The 26,881-nt window shown below is 68.1% G+C and carries 20 protein-coding genes; 6 read left to right on the plus strand and 14 right to left on the minus strand.

All coding sequences use genetic code 11. The features are described 5' to 3' along the window. The first annotated feature begins 52 nt into the window (after positions 1-52). From T8K17_RS07425 to T8K17_RS07445, 5 genes are all read left to right on the plus strand, one after another. Complete coding sequence (locus T8K17_RS07425) at positions 53-919, plus strand: ABC transporter permease (protein WP_322333860.1); 867 nt, start codon at positions 53-55, stop codon at positions 917-919. After that, positions 919-1,722, plus strand: coding sequence for an ABC transporter permease (locus T8K17_RS07430; RefSeq protein WP_322333861.1), 804 nt, complete (start codon positions 919-921; stop codon positions 1,720-1,722). The genes T8K17_RS07425 and T8K17_RS07430 overlap by 1 nt, the downstream gene beginning before the upstream one ends. Before the next feature lie 40 nt (positions 1,723-1,762). After that, on the plus strand, positions 1,763-2,917 hold the full coding sequence (locus tag T8K17_RS07435; RefSeq protein WP_322333862.1) for an extracellular solute-binding protein: 1,155 nt from the start codon (positions 1,763-1,765) through the stop codon (positions 2,915-2,917). A 72-nt stretch (positions 2,918-2,989) separates the two neighbouring features. Then, positions 2,990-4,063, plus strand: coding sequence for an ABC transporter ATP-binding protein (locus T8K17_RS07440; RefSeq protein ID WP_322333863.1), 1,074 nt, complete (start codon positions 2,990-2,992; stop codon positions 4,061-4,063). A gap of 30 nt (positions 4,064-4,093) precedes the next feature. Then, a complete protein-coding gene (locus T8K17_RS07445) occupies positions 4,094-5,191 on the plus strand; it encodes an FAD-binding oxidoreductase (protein WP_322333864.1) in 1,098 nt (365 codons plus the stop codon). 8 nt (positions 5,192-5,199) lie between these two features. On the opposite strand, the gene T8K17_RS07450 is transcribed toward T8K17_RS07445, so the two are convergent. From T8K17_RS07450 to T8K17_RS07490, 9 genes are all read right to left on the minus strand, one after another. After that, the gene (locus T8K17_RS07450) at positions 5,200-6,705 is read right to left on the minus strand and encodes a tripartite tricarboxylate transporter permease (RefSeq protein ID WP_322333865.1); all 1,506 of its coding nucleotides are present in this window, start codon (positions 6,703-6,705) and stop codon (positions 5,200-5,202) included. A 1-nt stretch (position 6,706) separates the two neighbouring features. Next, entirely contained in the window at positions 6,707-7,198 is a 492-nt protein-coding gene (locus T8K17_RS07455; RefSeq protein WP_322333866.1) for a tripartite tricarboxylate transporter TctB family protein, read from the minus strand. 66 nt (positions 7,199-7,264) lie between these two features. Further along, on the minus strand, positions 7,265-8,257 hold the full coding sequence (locus T8K17_RS07460; RefSeq protein WP_322333867.1) for a tripartite tricarboxylate transporter substrate binding protein: 993 nt from the start codon (positions 8,255-8,257) through the stop codon (positions 7,265-7,267). Between the two features lie 198 nt (positions 8,258-8,455). Continuing rightward, a complete protein-coding gene (paoC, locus tag T8K17_RS07465) occupies positions 8,456-10,630 on the minus strand; it encodes an aldehyde oxidoreductase molybdenum-binding subunit PaoC (RefSeq protein ID WP_322333868.1) in 2,175 nt (724 codons plus the stop codon). A 4-nt stretch (positions 10,631-10,634) separates the two neighbouring features. Then, positions 10,635-11,600, minus strand: a complete 966-nt coding sequence (locus T8K17_RS07470) for a xanthine dehydrogenase family protein subunit M (RefSeq protein ID WP_322333869.1) — start codon at positions 11,598-11,600, stop codon at positions 10,635-10,637. Beyond that, positions 11,597-12,253: a 2Fe-2S iron-sulfur cluster-binding protein gene (locus T8K17_RS07475; protein ID WP_322333870.1), complete on the minus strand. Its 657-nt coding sequence runs from the start codon at positions 12,251-12,253 to the stop codon at positions 11,597-11,599. The genes T8K17_RS07470 and T8K17_RS07475 overlap by 4 nt, the downstream gene beginning before the upstream one ends. Before the next feature lie 112 nt (positions 12,254-12,365). Next, a complete protein-coding gene (locus tag T8K17_RS07480; RefSeq protein WP_322333871.1) occupies positions 12,366-15,449 on the minus strand; it encodes an efflux RND transporter permease subunit in 3,084 nt (1,027 codons plus the stop codon). A gap of 1 nt (position 15,450) precedes the next feature. After that, on the minus strand, positions 15,451-16,539 hold the full coding sequence (locus tag T8K17_RS07485) for an efflux RND transporter periplasmic adaptor subunit (protein WP_322333872.1): 1,089 nt from the start codon (positions 16,537-16,539) through the stop codon (positions 15,451-15,453). 245 nt (positions 16,540-16,784) lie between these two features. Next, entirely contained in the window at positions 16,785-17,240 is a 456-nt protein-coding gene (locus tag T8K17_RS07490; RefSeq protein WP_322333873.1) for a hypothetical protein, read from the minus strand. A 339-nt stretch (positions 17,241-17,579) separates the two neighbouring features. On the opposite strand from T8K17_RS07490, the gene amt reads away from it, so the two are divergent. Continuing rightward, entirely contained in the window at positions 17,580-19,631 is a 2,052-nt protein-coding gene (amt, locus tag T8K17_RS07495) for an ammonium transporter (RefSeq protein WP_322333874.1), read from the plus strand. 9 nt (positions 19,632-19,640) lie between these two features. On the opposite strand, the gene T8K17_RS07500 is transcribed toward amt, so the two are convergent. The 5 genes from T8K17_RS07500 to T8K17_RS07520 all read right to left on the minus strand — a co-directional run bounded on the left by T8K17_RS07500 (position 19,641) and on the right by T8K17_RS07520 (position 26,879). Next, the gene (locus tag T8K17_RS07500; RefSeq protein ID WP_322333875.1) at positions 19,641-21,440 is read right to left on the minus strand and encodes a gamma-glutamyltransferase family protein; all 1,800 of its coding nucleotides are present in this window, start codon (positions 21,438-21,440) and stop codon (positions 19,641-19,643) included. A 28-nt stretch (positions 21,441-21,468) separates the two neighbouring features. Next, positions 21,469-23,430, minus strand: coding sequence for a TRAP transporter fused permease subunit (locus tag T8K17_RS07505; protein WP_322333876.1), 1,962 nt, complete (start codon positions 23,428-23,430; stop codon positions 21,469-21,471). A 22-nt stretch (positions 23,431-23,452) separates the two neighbouring features. Continuing rightward, positions 23,453-24,460, minus strand: coding sequence for a TAXI family TRAP transporter solute-binding subunit (locus tag T8K17_RS07510; RefSeq protein ID WP_322333877.1), 1,008 nt, complete (start codon positions 24,458-24,460; stop codon positions 23,453-23,455). A 216-nt stretch (positions 24,461-24,676) separates the two neighbouring features. Continuing rightward, positions 24,677-25,240: a DUF934 domain-containing protein gene (locus T8K17_RS07515; RefSeq protein WP_322333878.1), complete on the minus strand. Its 564-nt coding sequence runs from the start codon at positions 25,238-25,240 to the stop codon at positions 24,677-24,679. Then, positions 25,221-26,879: a nitrite/sulfite reductase gene (locus T8K17_RS07520; RefSeq protein WP_322333879.1), complete on the minus strand. Its 1,659-nt coding sequence runs from the start codon at positions 26,877-26,879 to the stop codon at positions 25,221-25,223. The genes T8K17_RS07515 and T8K17_RS07520 overlap by 20 nt, the downstream gene beginning before the upstream one ends. Positions 26,880-26,881: the final 2 nt, after the last annotated feature.

Below are 26,881 nucleotides of genomic sequence, written 5' to 3' on the forward strand. Positions count from 1 at the left end.
ATGGTTAAGGACTTCGCAAGCTTTCGGCGATCACAGCAATGAAGGCTGATGAATGTCGGTTGAAGCGCGCGAAGCCCGCCAGCCCTGGATTCTCCTGTCGCCGGCCCTGACGGCGGTCGGGCTGCTGCTGTTCGTGCCGCTGCTCTTCATCGTGGTCTACAGCTTCTGGCTGCGCACCGCCTCCGGCGCCGATCAGGTCGGCTTCTTCCTCGACAACTGGCAGGAAGCGCTGACCGACCGGTTCTACCGCGACATCCTGATCTCCACCCTGCGCATCGCCGCGATCACCACGGTGGTCTGCGCGCTGATGGGCTATCCGTCGGCGTATTTCATAGCCCGGGCCCGCGGCAACAAGGCGATCCTGCTGCTGCTGCTCATGCTGCCATTCTGGATCAGCTACATCATCCGCACGATGAGCTGGATCAACATCCTCGGGGTGTCCGGCGCGCTGAACACCTTCCTGATGTGGACCGGGCTGATCTCCGAGCCGATCCAGATGCTCTACAACGAGCCGACGGTGATCCTCGGCCTCGTCCACTTCCTGCTGCCGTTCATGATCCTCAACGTCTATGTCAGCCTCGACGGCATCGACCGGACGCTGGAGGAGGCGGCGACCTCGCTGGGCGCCAACCGGTGGGAGGCGTTCCTGCAGGTCACCCTGCCGCTGTCCCTGCCCGGTCTCGCCGCCGGCGGGCTGCTGTGCTTCGTGCTGGGGGCCGGCACCTACATCACGCCGCTGGTCCTGGGCGGGCCGAGCGACGCCATGTTCGCCAATCTGGTGTTCGAGGCGATCATCACCCAGCTCAACTGGCCGCTCGGCTCGGCGCTGAGCCTCATGCTGCTGGCCGTGCTCGGCCTGCTGGTGGCGATCTACAACCGCTACCTGGGCATGGCCCAGCTCATGAAGGGGCTCGGGTGATGCGGAGCACGAGCGGCCTGGGCTGGCACCTGATCCGCGGCTGGGCGCTGCTGGTCTATGTCTTCATGTTCCTGCCGGTGGCGGTCGTGGTGCTGCTCAGCTTCAACGACAGCCAGTTCGGCAGCTTCCCGATGACCGGCCTGTCTTTCCGCTGGTTCGTCGAGCTGTGGGAGAACGAGGCGATCCTGCGGGCCTTCGAGACGTCGATCGTCCTCGGCCTGCTGACCTCGATCATCTCCACCACGCTGGGCGTGCTCGCCAGCCTCGCCCTGGTCCGCTACCGGGTGCCCGGGGCGAACGCGATCTCGACCCTGCTGATCGCGCCGATCCTGGTGCCCGAGGTGGTGCTGGCGGTGGCGCTGCTGCTGTTCCTCAATTTCCTGGGCATCCACAAGAGCTTCGCCCTGCTGCTGTTCGGGCATGTGATCTTCACCCTGCCCTTCGTCATCCTCGTGGTGCAGGCCCGCCTGGTCGGCATCAAGCGCGAGGTGGAGGAAGCCGCCCTGAGCCTGGGAGCCAACCCGGTCCAGACCTTCTTCCAGATCACCCTGCCGCTGATGCTGCCGGCGGTGCTGGCGGGCGCTTTGTTCGCCTTCACCATCAGCTTCGACGACATCACCGGCACCCTGTTCTGGAAGCCCGGTGGGGTCGAGACCATCCCCACCCAGATCTTCGCCATGCTGCGGAACTCGATCTCTCCGGAGATCAACGCGCTCGGCACGGTGATGATCGTGATGACCGTCGGCCTGCCGCTGCTGGGAGTGGCGGTGGCCCGCCGCCTCGCCCAACGCAGCGGGGGCTGATGCCGATTTCCGATCTCATAAGAACCCACAGGAGAGCTTCATGACCGATAAGATGGACGCCACCACCCGCCTGGAGCGGCTGCGCGAACGCTATATGAACGGCGACCTCGACCGCCGCGGCTTCCTCGGCCTGATCGGTGCCGCCGGCCTGGCCTACGGCGTGCAGACGCCCTTCGCCCGTCATGCCCTGGCCGCCAATGTCAGCCAGGTCCGGTTCGACGGCTGGGGCGGCGTGGTCTCCGAGGCGTTCCGCAAATACGCCTTCGATCCGTACACCAAGCAGACCGGCATCGAGGTGGTCGACGGCACCTTCGGCGGCGGCGACGAGTACCTGTCGCGGGTCAAGGCCAGCCAGTCCGGCGAGTACAACATCGCCCACCTGTCCGGCGTGTTCGACTATGCCCGCTACCACAATCTCGGCCTGTCCTCGGAGCTGAACGAGGCCAACATCCCGAACCTGAAATACGTCATCCCCAAGCTGGTAGACGTGTTCCGCGCGGTCACAGACGGCAAGCTGTCCTGCGTACCCTACGACTACGGCACCACCGGCATCGCCTATGACCGCAAGCACATCTCCGACGACGAGATGAAGGAGAAGGGTGCCAAGATCCTCATCGACGAGAAGCTGAAGGACAAGATCTCCGGCTGGGGCGACTGGCGCACCCGGATCTGGTTCGGCGCCCTGCAGACCGGCCAGGATCCGAACAACGCGACCGACATGGACGCGGTGTGGGACGCCATCCGCAAGCACCGCGATCTGTCCCTGAAGTACTGGGGTTCGGGGGCCGAGCTGATGAGCCTGCTGGCCGAGGAGGAGATCTACGTCACCGAGGGCTGGTCCGGCCGGATCTATGCGCTGCAGGAGCAGGGCCACGACATCGGCTACATGGATCCGCCGAACGGCTACGGCTGGCAGGAATGCCTGTTCGTCATCAAGGGCTCGCCGATGGAGCCCTGCGAGGAGCTGCTGAACTTCATGCTGGCGCCGGAGACCTCCATCGCCGTGGCGGAAGGGCAGAACTACCCGCCGGCGCTGGACCCGCAGAAGGTCGATCTCGGCAAGAAGATCCCGACCCTGCCGGCCTTCGATCCGACCGGCAAGCTGGCCGGCCTGACCTTCGCCGATCCGCAGTACTGGAACAGCCACGAGGCCGACTGGTCGAAGACCTTCGGCCGGGTCCAGAAGGGCTACTAAGACGTCAGCCCCCTTCCGGCAGCCGCCGGGAGGGGGCCCTCACGCAGCCAGGGAACGGACGGGAGTGTCCAGGTGAGCTCGGTAGTCCTGAAGAACATCGTCAAGCGGTTCGGCAGCTTCACCGCCGTCCATCCGTCGGATCTGGAGATCGCGGAAGGGGATTTCGTCACCCTGCTGGGCCCGTCCGGCTGCGGCAAGACGACGACCCTGCGGATGATCGCCGGCCTGCTCGACCCGAGCGAGGGCGAGATCCTGATCGGCGGCAGGCGGGTCAACGACGTCCCGATCCACAAGCGCAATCTGGGCATCGTGTTCCAGAACTACGCCCTGTTCCCGCACAAGACGGTGGCCGACAACGTCGCCTTCGGCCTGAAATACCGCAAGGTCTCCAAGGACGAGATCGCCCGCCGGGTGGAACAGGCCCTCAATCTGGTGCAGCTCCCCCATGTGGGCGGCCGCTATCCCAAGGAACTCTCCGGCGGCCAGCAGCAGCGCATTGCGCTGGCCCGCGCCATCGTCATCGAGCCGGACGTCCTGCTCCTCGACGAGCCGCTCTCGGCGCTGGACGCTAACCTGCGCGAGGACATGCGGGTCGAGTTGAAGCGCATCCAGCACCAGATCGGCGTGACCACCGTCTTCGTCACTCACGACCAGTCGGAGGCCTTGGCCATGTCCGACCGCATCGTGGTGATGAGCGGCGGCCGGATCGAGCAGGTCGGCACGCCGGAGGAGGTCTACAACCGGCCGCGCAGCGAGTTCGTCGCCAACTTCCTGGGCGCCTCCAACATCCTGGACGGGGTGTGCCGGTCGCGCGGCGGCGATACGGCCAGCCTGGAGGTGCCGCTGTTCGGCACGGTGCCAGTGCCGCAGGACAAGGCGGCCGGCGTGTCCGACGGGCCCGCCAAGCTGGTGATCCGGGCCGAGAAGCTGACCCTGATGGATCCCCGCGCAGATACGTCAGGGATGATCGCCACCCAGGCGACGGTGGAGACCGTCGATTACCAGGGTCAGACCGTGCGTTATTTCGTGCGCGCCGGCGACCGGTCGTTCCAGGCGATCAACATGATCAACGAGCGCCCCTTCGCCGAAGGCAGCACCGTCACGATCGCCTTCCGGCCCAAGGACTGCGCCGCCCTGCCGGGCTGATCACAACCCCGACCCGAATTGGACCGCATCATGACCAAGGCCGATGTCATCGTCATTGGCGGAGGAATCGCCGGCATCACCGCCGGTGCCTGCCTGGCCCGCGACCTTTCCGTCCTGGTTCTGGAGGGGGAGTCCCGGATCGGTTACCACGCCACCGGCCGCTCTGCCGCGATCCTGATCCGCAACTACGGCAACGCCACCCTGCGGGCGCTGAACCTGGCCTCCGCACCGTTCCTGGAAGCTCCGCAGGAGGTCAGCGACGACAGCCTGCTCAGCCCGCGCGGCGAGATGCTGGTGGCGGGCGAGGACGAACTGCCGGATCTGGAGGCCTATGTCGACGGCGCGACCGGCATGGAGATCCTGACCGGCGCCCAGGCCCGGGAACTGGTCCCGATCCTGCGGGCCGAGGCGATCGTGAAGGCGGCGATCGAATGGGACGCCCAGGACATCGACGTCGACCGGATGCTGTCGGGCTATGCAAGGCTGCTGCGCCGGCGGGGCGGGGTGGTGGAGACCGATGTGACGGTGCGCGACATCCGCCGCGAGTCCGGCCATTGGAAGATCACCTCCGACCGAGAAACCTATTCCGCCGCCATCGTCATCAACGCCGCCGGCGCCTGGGCGGGTGGCGTGGGCCGGATGGCCGGCGCCACCGACATCGCCCTGTCGCCGCTGCGCCGCACGGCGGCGATCCTGCCGGCGCCGGAGGCGCACGACATCTCTCGCTGGCCGCTCTTCGCGCCGGCGACCGAGGCCTGGTACGCCAAGCCGGAGGCCGGCAAGCTGCTGGTCAGCCCGGCCGACGAGGATCCGGTCGAACCCCATGACGCCTGGGCCGACGACATGGTGCTCGCGGAGGGTCTGGACCGGTTCGAGCGGGCGGTCGACTACACCGTGTCGCGGGTCGAGACGAGCTGGGCGGGCCTGCGGACCTTCGCCCCGGATCGCACCCCGGTGGTCGGCATGGACCCGGGCGCCGACGGGTTCTTCTGGCTGGCCGGCCAGGGCGGCTACGGCGTTCAGACCGCCCCCGCCCTCTCCACCCTGACCGCGGAGATGATCCTGGGCGGGCCGACAAGCCTGAAGCCGGAGATCGTCGCCGCCCTGTCGCCGTCCCGCTTCGCGTAGAGGGCCGGCTAGCGGCGCAGACCGATCCGGGCCCGCGCCCAGGTCCATAGCGGCGTCTGCGACAGCAGCATGGTCAGGAAGCCGATGGTCAGGATCAGCGAGATCGGGTGGGAGACGAAATCCCACAGGAACGTGCCCACATCCTGGCGCGCGCCGATCATCGCCCGTCGGTAGTTCGCGTCCATCATCGGCCCCAGGATCACCCCGAGGATCACCGGCCCGACCTGGAAGCCGTAGGTTTTCATGAAATAGCCGACCACGCCGAACAGCAGCATCCAGTAGATATCGACCGGGTTGTTCTGGATCGCGTAGGTGCCGACCGCCGACAGCACGATGATCAGCGGGATCAGTACCGCCTTGGGGCACTCGACGATCTTGGTGAAGACCCGGATGCCGGTCAGCCCGAAGATCAGCAGGAAGACGTTCGCCAGGGTCAGGCTGCCCACGGTGAACCAGAACAGGTGCGGGGTTTCGACCAGCAGCAGCGGGCCGGGCTTCAGCCCGTGGATGAACAGCGCGCCGATGATCACCGCGGTCACCGCATCGCCGGGAATGCCGAGCGTCAGCATCGGGATGAAGGCGCCACCGACGGCCGCGTTGTTCGCCGCTTCCGGCGCCACCAGTCCCTCCTTCGCACCCTCGCCGAACGGGCGCTCCGGGTTCTTGGTCGAGCGCTTTGCGTGGTCGTAGGCCAGCAGGGCGGCGATGTCCCCGCCGGTTCCGGGCAGCGCGCCGATGATGGTGCCGATGCCGGACGCCCGCATGGCCAGCCCGAAATAGCGCCGCACGTCGGAGAGGCGCGGGACGATCCGGTCGATCTTCTGGCGGATCGCCGGCATGCCCAGGGTATGAAGCTGCACCAGCGCTTCGGCCACGCCGAAGAAGCCGATCATCGCCGCCACATAGGGAATGCCGCCCATCAGGGTGATCGTGCCGAAGGTGAAGCGGCCCTCCGCCGTCATCGGATCGAGCCCGACCATGCCGATCAGCACGCCCAGCGCCCCGGCGAAGGCGCCCTTGGCGAAGCTCTCGCCCGACAGGGTGCCGACCAGCAGAATGCCGATCATGCCCAGAAGCAGGTAGTCGCGGGACTGGAACAGCAGCGCGAAATCGGAGATCACCGGTGCGAAGATCGCCAGGGCCAGAATGCCGACGAAGCCGCCGAACACCGACATGACGGTGGTCAGGCCGATCGCCTCTCCCGCCTCGCCGCGCTTCGCCAGGGGATAGCCGTCCAGGGCGGTGGCGATGGCGCTCGGCGCGCCGGGGATGTTCAGCAGGATGGCGGTACGCGACCCGCCATAGACGCCGCCGATGAAGATCCCGGCGATCAGGGCGAGCGCGTCGTTGACCGGCCATTTAAAGGTGAAGGAGATCAGGATCGAGGTCGCCATGGTGACCGACAGGCCGGGGATGGCGCCGACATAGATCCCGGCAAGGGTCCCGGCCGCGGTCAGGAACAGCAGCCACGGATCGAGCCAGACGGTGGAGAAGTTTGCAAACGCCTCGACCATGTCAGAACAGCCCCCGCATCAGGCTGCCTTCGGGCAGGACAACCTGGAACACGATCCGGAAGATCACATAGACCGCCGCCAGGGCGCCCGCCGAGAGCAGCAGGGTGATCAGCACGTGGCGGCGCCACAGGTACTGGAACGCCGCGAGCAGGAACAGCGCCGAGCTGGCGATGAAGCCGAGGGACGGCAGCAGCAGCAGGTAGGCTAGGACCAGGCCGATAAGCACCATGTGGCGGACCGGCAGGATCTCGGCGACGAACCGTTTCGCGACGGCCGCACCCTCCGCCTCGGCGGGTCGGCGCGCGGTATCGGCCAAGACGAAGAGCGAGGCCAGGACCATGGTCCCCGTGGCCAGCATCGGAAACACGCCCGGCGTGGTCAGCCCGGTGAAGCCGGAGATCTCATAGGCCTGCCATAAGGCCGCCAGGCTGAACAGCAGGACGGTAACGGCGAACACGAGCTCGCCGGGCCTGCGCACGGGCGTGGTGTCCAAGGGGCATCTCCCGTCTCGGCGAAGGGCCGCCGGCCCGCGGATCGCACGGGCCGGCGGCGGCGCGTGTTACGGGCGGGCGATGCCGAGCTTCTCGGGGCTGACCTTGGCCGCTCCGGTGTCCTGCAGCACCCAGGCGGTGACCTGCTGCCACTTCTTCAGGAAGGCGATCGCCTCCTCGCCGGAGATGTCCATGATGACGTTGCCCTTGTTCGCCATCAGGGTCTTGAAGTTCTCGCTCTTGGCGGCGGTGTGGAAGGCGGCTTCCAGCTTGGCCTTCACGTCGTCCGGCGTGTCCTTCTTGACGAAGACGCCATAGAACGGCCCCCAGGGCAGGAACTTCGCCATGTCCGGCAGGGCGTCGGTGATCGGCGGCACATTCGGCATGGCGTCCACCGAGCTGGTGTTGACCACGGCCAGGGCGCGCATCTTGCCGGCCTTCACCTGCTCGGCGGCGGCGGAAATGCCCGACGGCATGAAGTCGACTTCACCGCCCAGCATGGCGGTCAGGCCCGGACCCTCGCCGTCGAACGGGATGGCGGTGACGTCGAAATCGGCGGCGTTCTTGACGATCGCCCCGACCGTGCTCGGCAGGCCGCCAGGCCCGGTCGAGCCCATCTTCACCGCACCCGGATTGGCTTTGATGTCGGCCAGCAGGTCCTGCATCGTCTGGTACTTGGACTCGGCCGGCACCACGATGACCGCGACGCCGCGGCCCAGGATGTTGATCGGATAGAAGTGCGAGTAGTCCAGCGGCGAGACGTCCATCACCGGATGGAGCTGCGGATTCTCGGCCCCGTACAGGAAGGTATAGCCGTCGGCCGGGGCCGCGTTCACATAGGCGGTGGAGATCGCACCGGCGCCGCCGGACTTGTTCAGCACCACGATCGGCTTGCCCAGCGCCTCCTCGGCGGCCGGATTGACCGCCCGCGCGACCGTGTCGGTCGCCCCGCCGGCGCCCCACATGACCACGCCCAGCAGTTCGCGCTCCGGAAAGGTCTGGGCCGATGCGGCCGTGCCCAGCATAAGCAGGGCGGCGCCCGCCCCAAGCAGACTTCTCATCATGTATCTCTCCCTCGGCGGCGGCGCCGCGCTTTTATTTCGGTGCCTTAGGGCGGCACCCTCGGGTCCCGGTTCGATAACCGGCCCGCGCGCTTATGTAGAAAGAGCATCAATGCGCGGTCAATGGACAGTGAACGCCATGGCCCGAAAAAGGCTCGGTATTCGGGCCTCGGGCGGTCGCAGGCGGCCGCTCTCCGTTCAGAGAGCCGGCAGGCCGGCGATCATCTTGTCCAGGGTGAGCGGATAGTCCCGCACCCGCACGCCGCTGGCGTTGTAGGCCGCGTTGGCGATGGCCGCCGCGGCGCCGCAGATGCCGAGCTCGCCCACGCCCTTGGCCTTCAGCGGGCTGGCGACGGCGTCCAGAGTGTCGAGGAAGATCACCTCCTGGCGGCCGATATCGGCATGGACCGGCACCTCGTAGCCGGCCAGGTCGTGGTTCGCGAAAAAGGCCCGGCCGGTATCGGTCGCGAGTTCCTCCGACAGGGCGGCGCCGGCGGCCATGGTCATGCCGCCGATCACCTGGCTGCGCGCGGTGAGCGGGTTCAGGATCCGGCCGCTGTCGCAGACCGCCAGCATGCGCCGCACCCGGATCTCGCCGGTGCCGCGATGCACGCCGACCTCGGCGAAATGGGCGCCGAAGGTCGCCACCTTGTAGTCGGACTTGAAGTCGCCGAAGGACATCTTGTCCTCGGCTTCCACGGTGTCGAGATCGGCCAGGGCGGTTTCGGTGTCGCCGGCGATCACCTTGCCCTCGCGGAACTCGGCCGCGTTCACGCCGAGCTTGCGGGCGATGCGGTCCTGCAGGGCGAGACAGGCGGCATAGACGCCCGACGTGGCGCTGACCGCGCCGAACTGGCCGCCGGAGCCGGAAGAGACCGGGAAGGCGCTGTCGCCGAGCCGGACTTCCACGTCGTCGATCTCCAGGCCCATGGCCTCCGCCGCGGTCTGGGCGAGGATCGTGTAGGAGCCGGTGCCGATATCGGTCATGTCGGTCTCCACGACCAGCTTGCCCTTCTCCAGCCGCACCCGTGCCCCGGAATCCAGGGTCGGCGCGCCGCGATAGGCGCCGGCCATGCCGTGGCCGACCAGCCAGTCGCCGTCGCGGGTGGCGCCGGGCGCGGTGTTCCGCTCGTCCCATCCGAACTCGGCGGCGCCGCGCTCCAGGCATTCCACGAAGTTCCGGTCGGAGAACGGCATGTCCGGGTCGCTCGGGTTGACCTTGGTGTCGTTCACGATGCGGAACCGCACCGGGTCCATGCCCAGCTTCTCCGCCATCTCGTCCATGGCGATCTCCAGCGCCATCAGGCCCGACGCCTCGCCCGGCGCGCGCATGGCGTTGGCCTCGGGCAGGTGCATCTTCGCCAGATGCTCCGTCACCCGGCGGTTCGGCCCCGCATAGAAGAACGGGGTCTGAGCCGTGGAACTCTCGCCCTTGCCGTCCGGCAGGGCATGGGACGCCGCCTCGTGCTCGATGGCGGTCAGTCTGCCGTCGCGTCCGGCGGCCAAGCGGATCCGCTGGATCGTGGCCGAGCGGTGGGTGGTGTTGTTCATAATCATCGGCCGGGGCAGGGCGAGCTTGACCGGCGCCCCGACGGCGCGGGATCCGAGGGCCGCCAGCACCGTGTCGGCGCGCAGGAACAGCTTGCCGCCGAAGCCGCCGCCGATGAATGGGCTGTCCACCCGGATGCGCTCCTTGTCCAGCTCGAACGTGTCGGCCAGTGCGCTGCAGGCCCAGTCGATCATCTGGTTCGACGTCCATACCGTCATGTCGCCGCCATCGGACCAGTCGACGATGGAGGCGTGCGGCTCCATCATCGCATGGCTCTGGGATGGGGTGCGGTAGGTGGCGTCCAGGGTGACCTCGGCGTCGGCGAAGGCGGCCGCCACGTCGCCGATTTCGGTCGACGGCTCGCCTGTGCCCTGCAGCCGCTCGAACGCGGCATCCAGATCCGCTTCCACCGCATCCGGGGCGTAGCTGACCTCGATCAGGTGGGCGGCGGCGCGCGCCTCCTCGAACGTATCGGCGACCACCACGGCGATGGCCTGGTGGTAGTGCTCGACCGCGTCGCCGCCGAACAGGCGGGCGGTGTTGTCGTCGGAGATCGGCAGCGGGTCGATGTCGAGGGTCGTGATCACGGCGCGCACGCCCGGCGCCGCGCGGGCGGCCTCGGCGTCCATGGCGGTGATCCGGCCCTTGGCGATGCCGGCACCCAGCGGATAGCCGTGGAGCTGTCCGGCGGCGACGTCGTGCCGCTCATAGGCGTAGGGGGCCGTCCCGGTGACCTTCAGCGGGCCGTCCCGGCGCTCCATCGGTCGGCCGACCACGTTGGCATGGTCGAACCGGTTGTCTTCGGCGGGATGTGTGAAGTCCATGGGATTACTCCTCGGCCACAGGCGAGTCGGCCAGCAGGGCGGCCAGCGTTCGCTCCGCGAGCGTGATCTTGAAGGCGTTGGCGTCGGTCGGGCGCGCTCCCTCGAGCAGCTTGGCCATCACCGCGCGGGCGCCGTTCGGCAGTTCCGCATCGGCCTCGGCCGACCGCCAGGGCTTCGGCGCCACGCCGCCGAGCGCGACCCGGCCGCTGCCGTCCGGCTGGCGGATCAGCGCGACGGAGACCAGGGCGAAGGCATACGACGCCCGGTCGCGGGCCTTGTGATAGGCGTGGCGGCCGCCGACCGGGGCCGGCAGGGTGACGGCGGTGATCAGTTCCCCCGGCTCCAGCGCGGTCTCCCGGTGCGGGGTGTCGCCCGGCAGCAGATGGAAATCGGCGATGGGAATCCGCCGGGTGGCGCCCGACGGTTTCACCGTCTCCACCTCCGCGTCCAGGATCCGCATGGCGACCGCCATGTCCGACGGGTGGGTGGCGATGCAGGAGTCGGATATGCCGACGATGCCGAGCTGGCGCGAGAATGCACCCTTGCTCAGGGCGGCGCAGCCGCTGCCCGGCGCGCGTTTGTTGCAGGCCTGGGCGGTGTCGTAGAAATACGGGCAGCGCGTGCGCTGCAGCAGGTTGCCGCCGGTCGTCGCCTTGTTGCGCAACTGGCCCGAGGCGCCGGCGACGATGGCCCGCGTCAGGACGCCGTAGTCGCGGCGCACCCGGCTGTCGGCGGCAAGCGCGGTGTTGCTGACCAGCGCGCCGATCCGCAGCCCGCCGTCCCCGGTCTCGGTGATCTCGTCGAGGCCGAGACCGGTCACGTCGATCAGGTGGCCGGGGCGCTCGATCTCCAGCTTCATCAGGTCGATCAGGTTGGTGCCGCCGGCGATGAACCGCGCACCCTCGATCTCGGCGGCGCGGGCAGCGGCCGCGGCCGGGTCCGTCGCCTTCTCGTAGGAGAACACTCTCATCGCTTCGTCTCCTCTGCGGTGCTCTGCGCGGTGTCCGCGGCCTGCTCCGCGGCTTCGGTGATGGCGGCGAGGATGTTGGAATAGGCGCCGCAGCGGCAGATGTTCCCCGACATCCGCTCGCGGATCTCGGCGTCGGTCAGCGCGATGGTGGCGGTCAGGTCGTCGGTGACATGGGACGGGATGCCGGCGCGGACCTCCTCGATCACCGCGCGTGCCGAGGCGATCTGCCCCGGCGTGCAGTAGCCGCACTGGAAGGCGTCATGGGCCAGGAAGGCGGCCTGCATCGGGTCGAGCCGGTCGGGGGTGCCGATCCCCTCGATGGTCTCCACCGTGTCGCCGTCATGCATCACCGCGAGGCAGAGGCAGGAATTCACCCGCTCGCCGTTCACCGAGACGGTGCAGGCGCCGCACTGTCCGTGGTCGCAGCCCTTCTTGGTGCCGGTCAGTTTCAGACCTTCGCGCAGCAGGTCGAGCAGGGTGGTGCGGTTGTCGAGATCGACGGAGCGCTCCTCCCCGTTGACGGTCAGGGTGATGCGCGTGCGGTCGGGACCGGCGGCGGTCCGGTCCGTTCGGCCGGCCGACCGGGAGCCGGAGGAGGCGCCGTCGGGCGCGAACGGGACATCGGGTCGGCGGGGGGCGATGGGGGGGCTCATCGTCGGTCCTTCCGTGCGGGAAGCAGGGTGTCTCCCCCTGGGAACACGCGAGCCCGCGGACAGGTTCCGAAATTCTGGGTAGTAAGTCGCCCCGCCCCTCGGCCTTGGGGGGCTACTCCGCCGGGGCCGGCGCCGTGCCGTCGGACTGGGCGGGAGCCTCGTCCGGCTGGGCCGCGCGGCGGCGCGACATCAGGGTGTAGACCGCCGGGACCACGAACAGGGTCAGGATGGTGCCCAGGCTCATGCCGCCGACGATCACCCAGCCGATCTCCTGGCGGCTCTCCGCCCCGGCCCCCTGCGCCAGGGCCAGCGGCACCGCGCCGGAGACCATGGCGCCGGTGGTCATCAGGATCGGCCGCAGCCGCAGCACGGCGGCTTCCACCACCGCCTCCTGCAGCGACTTGCCCTCGTCCTGAAGCTGGTTGGCGAACTGCACGATCAGGATGCCGTGCTTGCTGATCAGGCCGATCAGCGTGACCAGCCCGACCTGGCTGTAGATGTTCAGGGTGCCGCCGCTGAGCTGCAGCGCCAGCAGGGCGCCGGTCATCGACAGCGGCACGGTGACCATGATGATGATCGGATCGACGAAGCTCTCGAACTGGGCGGCCAGCACCAGGAAGATGAAGCACACCGCCAGGATGAAGACGAAGACCAGGTTGCTGCCGGTCTGCTTGAACTCGCGGGACTCTCCGGCGAAGTCGTAGCGCACGGTGGTCGGCAGCACAGTCTTCGCCGCCGCCTCCAGCACCTCGAGGCCTTCGCCGAGCGAGTAGCCGGGCGCCAGGTTGCCGGTGATGGTGGCCGACCGGAACTGGTTGAAGCGGTTCAGCTCCTTCGGCGCCACCGTCTCGCGCACGGTCACCAGGTTGGAGAGCTGGATGTCGGTGCCGCCGCGGCCGTGGACGTAGATGTCGTTCAGGTCGCTGACGGTGCGCCGGTCGTCCGGGGCCATCTGGACGATGACGTCGTACTGCTCGCCGTTCTGGTTGAAGCGCGTCACCAGACGGCCGCCCAGCAGGGTCTCCAGGGTGCGCCCCACGGTCAGCACGCCCGCACCCGTATCCGCCACCCGCTCCCGGTCCATCTCGACCGAGAGCTGCGGCTTGTTCAGCCGCAGGTCGCTGTCCAGGTTGATCAGGCCGGGGAACTTCTCCGCCTCGGCGATGACCTTGCCGACATACTCGTCGAGCTTTTCATAGCTGTCGGAGGTCTGGATCACGAATTCGATCGGCTTGCTTCGGGCACTCTGGCCGAAGGAGCCCGGATTGTTGGCGAAGGCGCGCACGCCCGCGATCTGGCGCAGGTCCGGCTGCACGCTGCGCACGATCTCCATCTGGGTGCGCTCGCGCTCCTCCCAGGGGGTGAGCTGCGAGAACGAGATCAGCTCGGTGACGGCGCGGGAGCCGACGATCACGAAGTAATGCTCGACCTCCGGAATCTTGTTGAGCATCGCCTCGAACTGCTCGGCGTAGCGGCTGGTGAAGGTGACGGTGGAGCCTTCCGGCGCGTTGCCGGCGGTGAACAGCACGCCGCGATCCTCGATCGGCGCCAGCTCCGACTTCAGCCCGGTCAGCAGCACGTAGCTGCAACCCGCCACGCCCACGGCCAGCAGGATCACCAGGGGCCGCACCTTCAGGCTCAGGGTCAGCAGGCGGCGGTAACCATTGTTCAAGCCGTTCAGCCCGCGCTCCAGCACGTTGTAGAGCGTGCCGTGCTTCTCGTGGTTCTTCAGCAGCCGCGAGCACATCATCGGGCTCAGCGTCAGGGCGACGAAGCCCGACACCAGGACCGAGCCGGCCAGCGTGAGGGCGAATTCGGCGAACAGCGTGCCGGTGCGACCGGGGGTGAAGGCCACCGGAATGTACACCGCGGCCAGGGTTAGGGTCATGGCCACGACCGCGCCGGCGATCTCCTTGATGCCGACGATGGCCGCGCGGATCGGCTTCAGCCCGTTCTCCACGTGGCGGTGGATGTTCTCCAGCACGACGATGGCGTCGTCCACCACCAGGCCGATGGCCAGCACCATGGCCAGCAGGGTCAGGGTGTTGATGGAGAAGCCGAGGATGCTCATCAGGGTGAAGGCGCCGATCAGCGAGACCGGGATGGTCACCAGCGGGATCAGCGTCGCCCGGAAGGAGCGCAGGAAGAAGAAGATCACGATCACCACGAGGCCGATCGCCTCCAGGATGGTCTCGTAGACCGCCTCGATGGAGCGGTCGATGAACACCGACTTGTCGTAGGCGATCTTGACCGCCATGCCCTGGGGCAGGCTGTCCGTCAGCTCCGGCATCACCTCGGACATGGCATTGGACACGTCGAGCGGATTGGCCGTGGCCTGCTTGACGATGCCGAGGATGACCGCGTTGTCGCCGCTGAACCGGGTCACCCGCCGTTCGTCCTGCGGGCCGAGCTCGACCCGGGCGACGTCGCGCATGCGCACTGGGAAACCCTCGACGTCGCTGATGACGATGCGCTCGAACTGTTCCGGGGTGACCAGGCCGGTCTCCGACAGGACGGTGAACTCCCGGTCGATGCTCTCGATCCGGCCGGCGGGCACCTCCACGTTCTGCTGGCGCAGGGCGTCCTCGATGTCCTGGGTGGTCAGCCGGTAGGCCGCCAGACGGGCGCGGTCGACCCAGATGCGCATGGCATAGCGCCGCTCGCCGAAGATCCGCACCTCGGCCACGCCGGGCAGGTTCTGCAGTCGGTCGCGGACGTAGCGGTCGGCATAGTCGGAGATCTGGATCGGCGAGTGCCGGTCGCTGGTGAAGGCGAGGTAGATGATCGCCTGGGCGTCGGCCTCGACCTTGGCGATGACCGGCTCCTCCACCTCGTCCGGCAGCCGCCCGCGGACGCGGGAGACCCGGTCGCGCACGTCGCTGGCCGCCACGTCCGGATCGACGCCGAGGCGGAAGCGCACGGTGATCTGGCTCTGCTCCGGCTTGCTGGTCGAGGTCAGGATCTCGATGCCCTCGATGCCGGCGATCGAGCCTTCCAGCACCTGGGAGACCTGGGTCTCGATGATCTGCGCACTCGCCCCCGGATAGTCGGTCCGCACGGAGACCACGGGTTCGTCGATATTGGGATATTCGCGCACGGTGAGCTGATTGTAGGAGACCAGCCCGACCAGGGTGACGATCAGGCTGACGACCGTCGCGAAGACCGGGCGGCGGATGAAGAACTCGAATGCGCCCATCTCAGCTCGCTCCGCCGCCGAGGACGTCGACCGCGCCCTTGTCGCGGACCTTCTCGTGACCGGCGGTGATCACCACGTCGCCGGCGGCGAGGCCCTGGGTGATCTCCACCTCTCCGGGCCGGCGCTGGCCGAGCTCGACCTGGGTCAGGGCAGCCTTGCCGTCGATCACGCGAAAGACATACTGGCCGCCGCCGCGGGCGAAGACCGAGGATTCCGGCACCAGCACCGCGTTTTCGCGCTGGGCGGCCAGGATCTGGACGCGGGCGAACAGGCCGGGGAACAGGATGCCCTCGGGATTGGGGACCTCCGCGCGCATCCGGATGGCGCGGCCGTTCTCGTCCACCACCGGGTCGATGGCGTAGACCGTGCCGTCGAACTCGGTCCCGGGGACGGCGTCGACCAGCACGCGGATCGCCTGGCCCCGGCGGATCTCCGACAGCACCAGTTCCGGCACCCGGAAGTCGACCTTGATCGGGTCGATATCGGCCAGTTCCACCAGCGTGTCGCCCGGGGTGACATAGGCGCCGACGCTGACCGTGCGGAAGCCGAGGATACCGGAGAAGGGCGCTTCGATCGTGGCCTTGCCGAGCCGGGCGCGGGCCAGCTCGCGATCCGCCTGGGCGACCCGGAAGGCGGCGACCGCCTCGTCGCGGGCCCGCAGGGTGCCGGTGCCCTGCTTGGCCAGGGTCATCGCCCGCTCGCGGTTGGCGTCCGCCAGGGTCATGTCGGACTCCGCCTTGGCCAGTTCGGCGCGCAGGATCTCGGAATCCAGCTCGACCAGGACGTCGCCCTGCTCGACCCGGTCGCCTTCGTTGAAGCCGATCCTGGCGATCCGGCCGGCGATCTCGGGCGAGACGACGACCGCTTCGTTGGCCCGCAGGGTGCCGACGGCGTGGATCGAGTCGACGACCGTGTCGACGGACACCTCGGCCGCCTCGACGGCGGTCGCCCGGTCCTTGGTGACGGTCTGCGCCTTGGCGGCGGGGGCGGGTGAGACATCGATCCGGCCGGTCTCCACCAGCCAGAAGGTGCCGGCGCCGACTGCGGCAACAGCGAGACTCAGCGCGATCCAGAACGACCGTCTACCCATTGCGGCAACCCGATTTCCGAGGAAAAACTCGGAAAAAAGGTACAGCCGAACCACAAACCCCCGCAAGCCGACAAACTTTCGGTCGCGATATCTTCATCTACTCGAAAATGCGGCAGAACGGCTCGGTCGGGGCGACGGATCCCGGGGTCAACACGGGGGAGGGGACGGCGTGGGGATATGCCCCCTCCCCCGGTCGACGGAGCGGGCGCCTAGGGATCGGGCGCCGCCGGCCGTCTAGTCGCCCTCTAGCCGAGGAGGCGCCAGTCCCACCTGGCTTCCTCTCCTGCCTTCACGGGGCCGGCACCCAGGGCGCCGGTCCGGCCGGGAGGATTCGGATCGTAGAGGTACACGCCGTACATCCGGTTCAGCAGGCGCACGGCGCCCGGCCGGCCCGGCGCGCGCTCGATGCTCCAGTACTGGTCCGGATAATCGCTGCCGTTATGGGCGAGGATCTCGCCGCCGGAATTGGCGATGACCCAGTTGTCGTACTTCTGGTTCCGGATCTTGAAGTAGTTCTCCTGGTACTGCAGGAAGAACCAGCGTGTCGGTCCGCCGATCACGTCGCCGGCATAGGCGCAGAGCCCGTTATCATAGGACCAGTCGCCGCTCCGGGCGATGTGATGGCCGGTGCAGACGTTCTGGATCATGGCGGGAAGTGCGGCGGACAGCCCGCCGGTCACCGAGAATTCTGACAGAGCCATGTCGCGCTTTCCCCCTCTGTGTGTCCGTCGCCAGCCCCCTGCCTGTCGCCGAGCCTCTGGTCGCCGAAACTCTGCGCGTATCGACGCCACCGGTCCTGATAACGATCCGAAAAAAACCTGAAATCTCGTCGGCTTCTCGCGGGGCGAGATGCGGGCGCGGATCCCGGCCGCTACAGGAGGGCGAGTCGCAAGCGCGGTGTCCGAAAACCATTTCGATTAATCCGGAATACCAATAAGGTCATCGCCGGGTGTTGCAGTGCAAAACGCCGGAATCCACGCGTGCAGGCCGGACCGGGCGCGCGGCGGCTCGGGCCAGACAGAGTCTCTGCGGGGTGGTTGATGAATGTAGACGTGATCTGGCTGGTGTTCTGCGCAGGGCTCGTCTTCGTCATGCAGCCCGGCTTCGCCTGTCTGGAAAGCGGTCTGGCCCGGTCCAAGAACAGCATCAACGTCGCCACCAAGAACGTCGCCGACTTCATCGTCTGCACGTTCTTCTATCTGGTGATCGGCTTCGGCCTGATGTTCGGCGACAGCCATTACGGGCTGTTCGGCGGAAGCCTTCTGTTCTTCAACGCCCAGAGCGCCGATCTCGTCGCGTTCTTCATGTTCCAGCTCATGTTCTGTGGGACGGCGGCGACGATCATCTCCGGCGCCGTCGCCGAGCGGATGCCGTTCAAGGCGTATCTGCTGGTCGCGGCACTGGTGTCGCTGATCATCTACCCGATCTTCGGCCATTGGGCCTGGGCCGGTCCGGTTTCCGACGGCCGGGGCTGGCTCGCCGAACGCGGCTTCGTCGATTTCGCCGGGGGAACCGTGGTGCATTCGGTGGCCGGCTGGGTCAGCCTGGCGGCGGTCATCATCATCGGCCCCCGGATCGGCCGCGAGGGACGCAGCCGGGTCGCCTTCCGCAGCCACAGCCTGCCGCTGGCGACCCTGGGTATGTTCCTGATCTGGTTCGGCTGGATCGGGTTCAACGGCGGCAGCCTGCTGACCGCCGACGAACGGGTGCCGCTGGTCGTCCTCAACACCATGGTCGCCGGATCCATGGGCGGGCTCGGCGCCATTATCGTGGGCTATTGGCGCGGCGGCCGCGTCGAGGTGGCGGACCTGATCAACGGCTGCCTCGCCGGCCTTGTGGCGATCACCCCGGCGGCCCATTGCGTCAGTGTGGCCAGCGCCGCCCTGTTGGGCTCCATCGGGGCGGTCTTCTGCCTGTTCGCCTGCGAGGTGATCCGGAAGATGGGGATCGACGATGCGGTCAACGCCTTCCCGGTGCACGGCGTCTCCGGAATCTGGGGCACCCTGGGGGTGGCGATCTTCGGCGATCTGGCGCTGATCGGTACCGGGCTCGACCGGTTGGAGCAGTTCGGCGTCCAGTGCCTGGGCATCTTCAGCGCCTTCGTCTGGGCCTTCGGCCTGGGCTACGTCCTGCTGCGGCTGGCCGACAAGGTGGTGCATCTGCGGGTGCCGGAGGCCTGGGAGCGCATCGGCCTGAACGTCTCGGAGCACGGCGAGTCCACCGACCAGCTCGATCTGCTGCGCCGGATGGACCGCCACCGGCGCACCGGGGATTTCACGCGGCCCATCGAGGTCGAGGCGGATTCCGAGGTTGGCGACATCGCCCGGCAGTACAATCTGGTGCTGGAGCGGCTTTCCGCCGCCAAGGCGGAGGCGGAGGCGGCCAATGCCAGCAAGTCGCGCTTCCTGGCCTCCATGAGCCACGAGCTGCGCACGCCGCTCAATGCGATCATCGGCTTCTCGGAGATGATGACGAAGAAGTATTTCGGCGAGCTGGGTTCGTCGAAATACGACGACTATGCCGGCGAGATCCATCGCAGCAGCACGCACCTGCTCGACCTGGTGAACGAGATCCTGAACATCTCCACCATCGAATCCGGCGGTTACACTCTCAGCAAGTCTCTGGTCGACCTGAAGGCGATCGCCCGGGAAAGCGCGCGGGTCGCGAGCCAGTCGGCACGGGAGAAGAGCCTGAAGCTGGTGGTGATCGGCGACAACGACGCCCCGCCTCTGGAGGCCGATCCGCGGGCGATGCGGCAGATCGTGTTGAATCTGGTGTCCAACGCCATCAAGCACACGCAGAGCGGCGGATCGATCACCATCGAGGTCAGCATCGTCGCCGACGTCCACATCCTGTATGTGCGCGACACCGGCGAGGGGATCGCACCTGACTGGCTGCCGCGCCTGACCGACGCCTTCGCCACCTCCTCGTCCAACCCCTATCTGGCGGAGGGCGGGGTCGGGCTCGGCCTGTCCATCGTGAAGATGCTGGTGGAACTCCACGGCGGCACCCTGGAGATCGCCAGCACGCTCGGCGAGGGGACGGAGGTCAAGGTGTCCATCCCCAACACCTGGACGGGAACCATGGTCTGATCGCGGGCTTCAGCGTCCGGCCGCGTAGCCCTGCATGCCGCGGGCGTTGGCGGCGGCCTTGAGCACATCGCCGTCCTTGGCCGCGGCGGTCAGCCGTCCCTCGCTCCAGTCGCCGCCGACCTGGAGCTTGTGTCCCTGGGCTTTCAGCGTGTCGATCGTGCGGGCACCGAACCGGCCTTCGATGGCGAGCTTTCCGGGATTGCGCGCGCGCGGCCAGAACGATCCCGGGAAGTGCTCGGAATGGAAGGCGGGCGTGTCGATCGCCTCCTGCAGGTTCATGCCGTGCTCGACATGGTGCAGGAACAGCAGCAGGGACCACTGGTCCTGCTGGTCGCCGCCGGGGGTGCCCCAGACCATGTAGGGGTCGCCGTCGCGCATGGCCAGCGATGGGGACAGGGTGGTGCGCGGGCGCTTGCCCGGCGCCAGCGAGGTCGCCGCATCGCCGTCGAGCCAGAACATCTGGCCGCGCACGCTCATGCAGAAGCCCAGCTCCGGGACCACCGGCGCGCTCTGCAGCCAGCCGCCGGAGGGGGTGCAGGAGATCATGTTGCCGTCGCGGTCGATCACGTCGATATGGACCGTGTCGCCGCGTGCCTCGCCCATCGGGGTGACCGTCGGCTCGCCCAGGCTCCAGTAGTGGCCGATCTCGCCCGGATCGCCGTCGGCGGCCAGGGCGGCGGCGATGTTCGGGTTGCGGCCCAGCGGGCTGCCCGGCCGCAGATCGAGCGACGCGGTGTCGCCCATCAGCGCGCGCCGCTCCTTGGCGTAGGCATCGGACAGCAGCATGTCGGCCGGCACGTCGGTGAAGTCCGGGTCGCCGTACCAGGCCTCGCGGTCGGCGAAGGCGAGCTTGGCGGCTTCGACCACCGTATGCACGAATTCGGGGCCGGTGGCGTCCATCTCGGACAGGCCCATGCCGCGCAGCAGGGCGAGCTGCTGCAGCAGCACCGGGCCCTGGCTCCAGAACCCGCATTTGCACACGGTGTAGCGGCCGTAATCGAGGGTCACCGGATCCTCGTAGCGGGCACTCCACCGGGCGAGATCGTCGCCGGTCATCAGCCCGCTATGGGCGCGGCCGGAGGAATCGAGCAGGGTCTCGGTGCGGTAGAACCGGTCGATCGCGTCGGCGACCCAGCCCTTGTACCAGATGTCCCGGGCGGTCTCGATCTGCCGCAGCCGGTCGCCGGACGACGCCTCGGCCTCGTCCAGAATGCGGCGGTAGGTGGCGGCCAGGGTGCGGTTGGTCATCCACTCGCCGACGGCCGGCGGATTGCCGTCGTTCAGGTATACCGCTGCGGAGGTCGGCCAGTGGTCGCGGAACAGCGGGGCGACCCGGCGCGCGAACTCGGCGATCTTCGGCAGGACCGGCACGCCCTTCTCGGCATACTCGATGGCGTAGGAAAGAACGTCGCGGAGCGACAGGGTGCCGTAATCGGCCAGCAGCTTCAGCCAGCCGTCGAAGGCGCCCGGCACCACCGCCGGCAGCAGACCGGAGCCGGGGATCAGGTCGAGGCCGAGCTTCTGGAACGCCTCGATCGTGGCACCGGCGGGAGCCGACCCCTGGGCGCAGAGAACCTGGGGACGGCCGTCCTTGTTGGCGAAGAACACCGCCGGCAGTTCGCCGCCCGGACCGTTCAGGTGCGGCTCGGCCACCTGCAGGGTGAAACCGGCGGCGATGGCCGCGTCGAAGGCGTTGCCGCCCTTCTCCAGGACCGCCATCCCGGCGGCCGAGGCGAGCCAGTGGGTGGTGGTCACCATGCCGAACTTGCCCTGGAGTTCCGGGCGGGTGGTGAAGGCGAGCTTGGCCATGGGGGGCTCCGAGGGTCGGTTCAGGCGGTCAGGCGGCAGCCCGTGCGGCACGGGCACGCCACCAGTTCCAGGCGGCGAGAGCGATCACCACGGCGAGCGAGACCATCTCGATCTGGACGTTCCAGTAGAGCAGGCCAAGAGCCGCGACGGCGAGGATCACCCGCTCGAGGATCGAGATCCGCTGGAAGATCCGGCCTTCCAGGGCGCAGTTCAGCGCACCGGTGGCGATCAGCGCCTGACCGACGGCCACGAGCTGCGCACCGAGGTCGCCGCCGATGCCGAGAATCTCCGGCTCGAACAGGAACAGGAACGGCATCAGGAAGCCGGGCAGGGCGAGGCGGACGGCGTTGAAGGCCGTCCCCCAGAACTTCGCCTTGGCGATGTTCGCCCCCACCAGCGCCGCGACCGCGACCGGCGGTGTGACCGCCGACAGGTTGGCGAAGTAGAACACGAACATGTGGGCGGCGAGCAGCGGGACGCCCGTCTCCACCAGCGCCGGCGCGCCGAACAGGGCGACGATGAAGTACGACGCCGAGGTCGGCAGGCCGAGACCGAAGACCAGGCAGGACACTGCCACGATGATCGACAGGGTGAACAGCGAGCCGTCCGACAGGTCGAGCATGGCGAAGGACAGCTTCTGGGCGAAGCCGGTGACCGTCAGCAGCTCGATCAGCACGCCGATCACCGCGATGACGGTGGCGACGGCGGCACCGGCGCGCGCACCCTCGACCAGCCCGTTGACCACCCGGCCGAGCGCCTCGCGGAAGGCGGCGAAGCCGAAGCGGCCGATCACGACGGTGATCAGCGCGTCGAGGCCGAGCAGCAGCAGCACCGAGATCAGGGCGGCGGTTCCGGCCGGCATGCCGCCGACCAGCAGCCAGACCAGCACGAACACGGACACCGCCAGGTGCCACTGGCGCTTGGCCGCCTGGGCCAGGGTCGGGCCGCCGTCCAGCACGTCGGACTCGCGGGCATCCAGGTCCAGGTTGATGGCGCGGAGCTGCACCGAGAACATCAGATAGGCGTAGTAGATCAGCGCCGGCGCGATGGCGGCGACCATGATCGAGTTGTAGGGCAGGCCGGTCATGCCGACGATCAGGAAGGCGGCGAGACCCATCACCGGCGGCATGAGCTGGCCGCCGGTGGAGGCGACCGCTTCCACCGCGCCGGCGAACTCGCCCTTGAAGCCGTAGCGCTTCATCAGCGGGATGGTCAGCGCGCCGGTGGAGGCGACGTTGGCGACGGTCGAGCCGGAGACCGTGCCCATCAGGCCGCTGGAGATCACCGCGACGAGGGCCGGTCCGGCCCGCGACTTGCGGCCGACGGTGAAGCCGAGCTGGACGATGAAGTCGACGGCACCCGTCGCCTTCAGCGCGCCGCCGAACAGCATGAACATGAAGATCGTGCCGGCGGACAGGCTGGTCAGGCCGCCGAGCAGCCCCTGGAAATACGGAATGGACGTGTAGCCGAGCAGCCGCTTGGGCGCGATGCCGCCATGGAAGAAGATCTCGCCGGGGAGCAGGTAGCCCCACAGACCGTAGGCGATGCCGATCAGCGCCAGCGCCGGGATCGTCCAGCCCCACTGGAAGCCGGACAGGATCAGCGCGGCCACGAGCAGCAGAACGCCGACCGCGACGTCCTGCGCGTTCGGCAGGAAGCTGCGGACCTGGGTCAGCGCCTCGTATTCGACATGGATATACGCGACCAGCGCGACGGTCAGGGCCGAGAGCGCCCAGAACAGTCCCCGCAGGAGCTTCCGTTCCGGCGCGGTCTGCTCGATCAGGGCGAGGAAGCCCAGCAGCATCGCGAAGCCGAGGTGGAAATTTCGGAACTGGCCCGACGGCAACGTGTAGGTCGCCATCTGCATGAAGTGAATGCCGAGCATGACGAGCGCGGCCACGAGCAGGAGGCCCGTGGCCGTGCGCGACCGCGTGTCGGCGGCACCGGCGATGTCTTCGAACCGCCGGTGCGTCTGGTCTGTTTGTGTCAAAGCGTCCCCGCCAGAGCCGGTGTCAGCCGTGGATCTTGAGCTTGTCGTTCCACACGCCCTGTTCCTTGAAGTACTTCGCGGCACCGGCGTTCACCGGATAGGCGGGCATCAGGAACTCGACGGCGAACTGCGGGTTGATGTCCTTGAGCTGGACGCCGCCGCGCTGCTTCACGAACTCGGCGTTGTCATAGACCGCCTTGGTCACGTTGTAGCCGACTTCCTCGGAGATTTCCGGGCTGGCGGCCAGCACGCCGCCGAAGGAAACCATGCGGGTCGGCTCCTTGAGGCTTGCCCAGGTGTCCGGCGACACCATGGCGCTCTTCACGCCCGGGTTCATCTCGGCGGCCTTGTCGACCAGCTCCTGGCTGATCGGCAGGATCTTGAGCTCGTGGGTGGTCTCCAGGCGCTGCATGACGCCCGACGGGTTGCCGGCGGTCAGCAGCGAGGGGATGCAGTCGACCGCTCCGGAGGCCAGGGCGTCGTATGTCTCGCCCCAGGAGCCGTAGGTCCACTCGACCTTGTCCTTGATGCCCGCGGCTTCGAACAGGGTGTCCCACAGGCCGGTCGTGGCACCGCCGGCGGCCGCCGGCATCACCCGCTTGCCGACCAGATCCTCCAGGGTCTCGATACCGGAATCGGCGCGCACCATCGGGGTGCACTGCCACACCGTGTAGGAGAACATCTGCACGGCGTTGACCGGCTTGCCCTCGTAGCGGCCGAGGCCGTTGATCGCCGGGTACCAGTCGGTGGTGGTGGACTGGCCGAAATCGAGGATGCCCTCGCCGATCAGGGCCATGTTCTCGGCGCCGCCGGCGGTCGACAGGGAGGCGTGGCGGCCGTCGGAGAACTTCGAGGCGGCGGCCGACAGCACGGTGATGATCTGGTAGCCCGTCGACCCGAGGCTCGAGGAGCCCCACTGGTAGATCTTGCCGGCGGCCTGGGCGCCGCCGCCGAGAAGCGGTGTCATCGCTGCGGCACCGGCCGCGCCGCCAAGCCCCTGAAGAAGCGTTCTTCTGGTCAGAATGGACATGGAAAACCCCCTGGTCACTGAAACGTTTGAAGGACCGCCAGGCGGCGGCAGAGGGGGGAGGTTAGTGGGCACTGCACCATGCGGCAACCCGAAGAAAGGCGGTTTCGCCCTGGTGCGGAATGAATGGTTGAGTGCTGCGGGGGATTACTCTCCCGTGCGCCAGGCCGTCCCCTCCCCGCGGCGTCTCTGCGGTGTCTCTGCGGGGAGGGGACGGGATCAATAGGCCCACAGCGCCGCGACGCTGTCGTCGGTCCGGGCGACCTGCACGACAGGCTCGTTGCGGGCGGGGGACGCGATCTCGGCCGCGTCTTCCTCCTCCTCGTCGAGCGCCGGCTGGTAGTAGCCGCTGAAGCGCTGGCGCGCGGCCAGCCACGGGGTCAATGCCCGCGTGTCCTCCACGGCGACGGCGTCGAAACCGCTGCGCTGCATGAACAGGAACAGATCGCGCACGATGTGGCCTGTGGCGCGGATCTCCCCGATGAAGCCGTAGCGCTCGCGCAGCAGCCGGGCCTGGGAGAAGGCGCGGCCGTCGTTGAACTTCGGAAAGGACAAAGCGACCAGATCCAGGTCGGGCAGGAACTCGACGATCGATTCCGCCGCCTCGTTCGGGGCCAGGGCGATGCCGACCCGCTCGAACCGGGCGGCGGCGGCACGGCCGATCGTGTGCCATTCCTCAAGGCTGAGGAGAACGCTCTCGCTGGAACAGATCTCGGTCAGGTCGCGTCCGTTCAGCGGGCGCCAGACATCCTCGATCACGCAGTCATGCTTGACGATCGGCATAGAGAGCCTCCTTGAACGGGGTAAGACCGGTGCGCCTCACGGTCGCGACGAAGGGCTCGCCCGCCGTGCGGACGTGCCGGTAGGTTTCGATGATGCGTTCGACGGTCTCGGTCACCTTGTCGAAGGGCACGGCCGGGCCGACGATGGAGCCGACCGCCGCGTCGTCGCCGGCGGAGCCGCCCAGGGTGATCTGGTAGAACTCCTCGCCCTTCTTATCGACGCCGAGGATGCCGATATTGCCGACGTGGTGATGGCCGCAGGCGTTGATGCAACCCGAGATGTTCAGGGTCAGCGGGCCGATCTCGTTGGCCAGCTCGCTGTCGGCGAAGCGTCGGCTGAGGGCCTGAGCCACCGGGATCGCCCGAGCGTTGGCAAGGTTGCAGTAGTCGAGGCCTGGGCAGGCAATGATGTCGGTGATCAGCCCGATATTGCCCTCGGCCAGACCCTCGCCCTTCAGCAGGGTCCACAGCTCGAACAGGTCGGCCTCGCGGACATGGGGCAGGACCAGGTTCTGCTCGTGGGCGACCCGGATGTCCCCCAGCGAATAGCGCTCCGCCAGATCGGCGATGGCGTCCATCTGCTCCGCCGTGGCGTCGCCCGGGATGCCGCCCGCCGGCTTCAGGGACACTGTGACCAGCACATGGCCCGGCACCTTGTGCGGGAACAGGTTGGTGCGGCACCAGCGGGCGAAGTCGCGATGCTCCAGCTTGGCCGCCGCATAGCCCGCATCCGGCTGGCGCGGTTCCAGGGACGGCGGCGCGAAGTGCCGCTCGATCCGGCGGATCTCCGCCTCGGTCAGGGTCAGCGCCCCGTCGCGGATGCGCTCCCACTCCTCCTCGACCAGCCGGGTGAACTCCTCCACCCCGGTCTGCGCCAGCAGGATCTTGATCCGCGCCTTGTAGAGATTGTCGCGCCGGCCCAGCAGGTTATAGGTCCGCAGGATGGCTTCCAGATAGGAGAGCAGGTGCTCCTTGGGCAGGAACGAACGGATCGTCTCGCCGACGATCGGGGTGCGCCCCTGGCCGCCACCGACGATGACCTCGAAGCCGACCGCGCCCTCGGCATTGCGCCGCATGCGCAGCCCGATGTCGTGGAACTTCACCGCCGCCCGGTCGGTCTCCGCCCCGGTGATGGCGATCTTGAACTTGCGCGGCAGGAACGAGAATTCCGGGTGCAGGGTCGACCACTGGCGCATGATCTCGGCCCAGATCCGGGAATCCTCGATCTCGTCGGCGGCCGCCCCGGCGAACTGGTCGGCGGTGACGTTGCGGATGCAGTTGCCGGAGGTCTGGATGGCGTGCATCTCGACCTCGGCGAGCGAGTCGAGGATGTCGGGCACGTCCTCCAGCTTCGGCCAGTTGTACTGGATGTTCTGGCGGGTGGTGAAATGGCCGTAGCCGCGGTCCCAGCGCCGGGCGATCTCCGCCAGCTTGCGCATCTGCCGCGACGACAGGGTGCCGTAGGGGATGGCGACCCGCAGCATGTAGGCGTGGAGCTGCAGGTACAGGCCGTTCATCAGCCGCAGCGGCTTGAACTCGTCCTCCGTCAGCTCGCCGGCAAGACGCCGGGCCACCTGTTCGCGGAACTCCGCCGAGCGGGCCCGCACGAAGGCGTGGTCGAAATTGTTGTACTGGTACATGG

The organism is Thalassobaculum sp. OXR-137 (assembly GCF_034377285.1).
Taxonomy (GTDB): domain Bacteria; phylum Pseudomonadota; class Alphaproteobacteria; order Thalassobaculales; family Thalassobaculaceae; genus Thalassobaculum.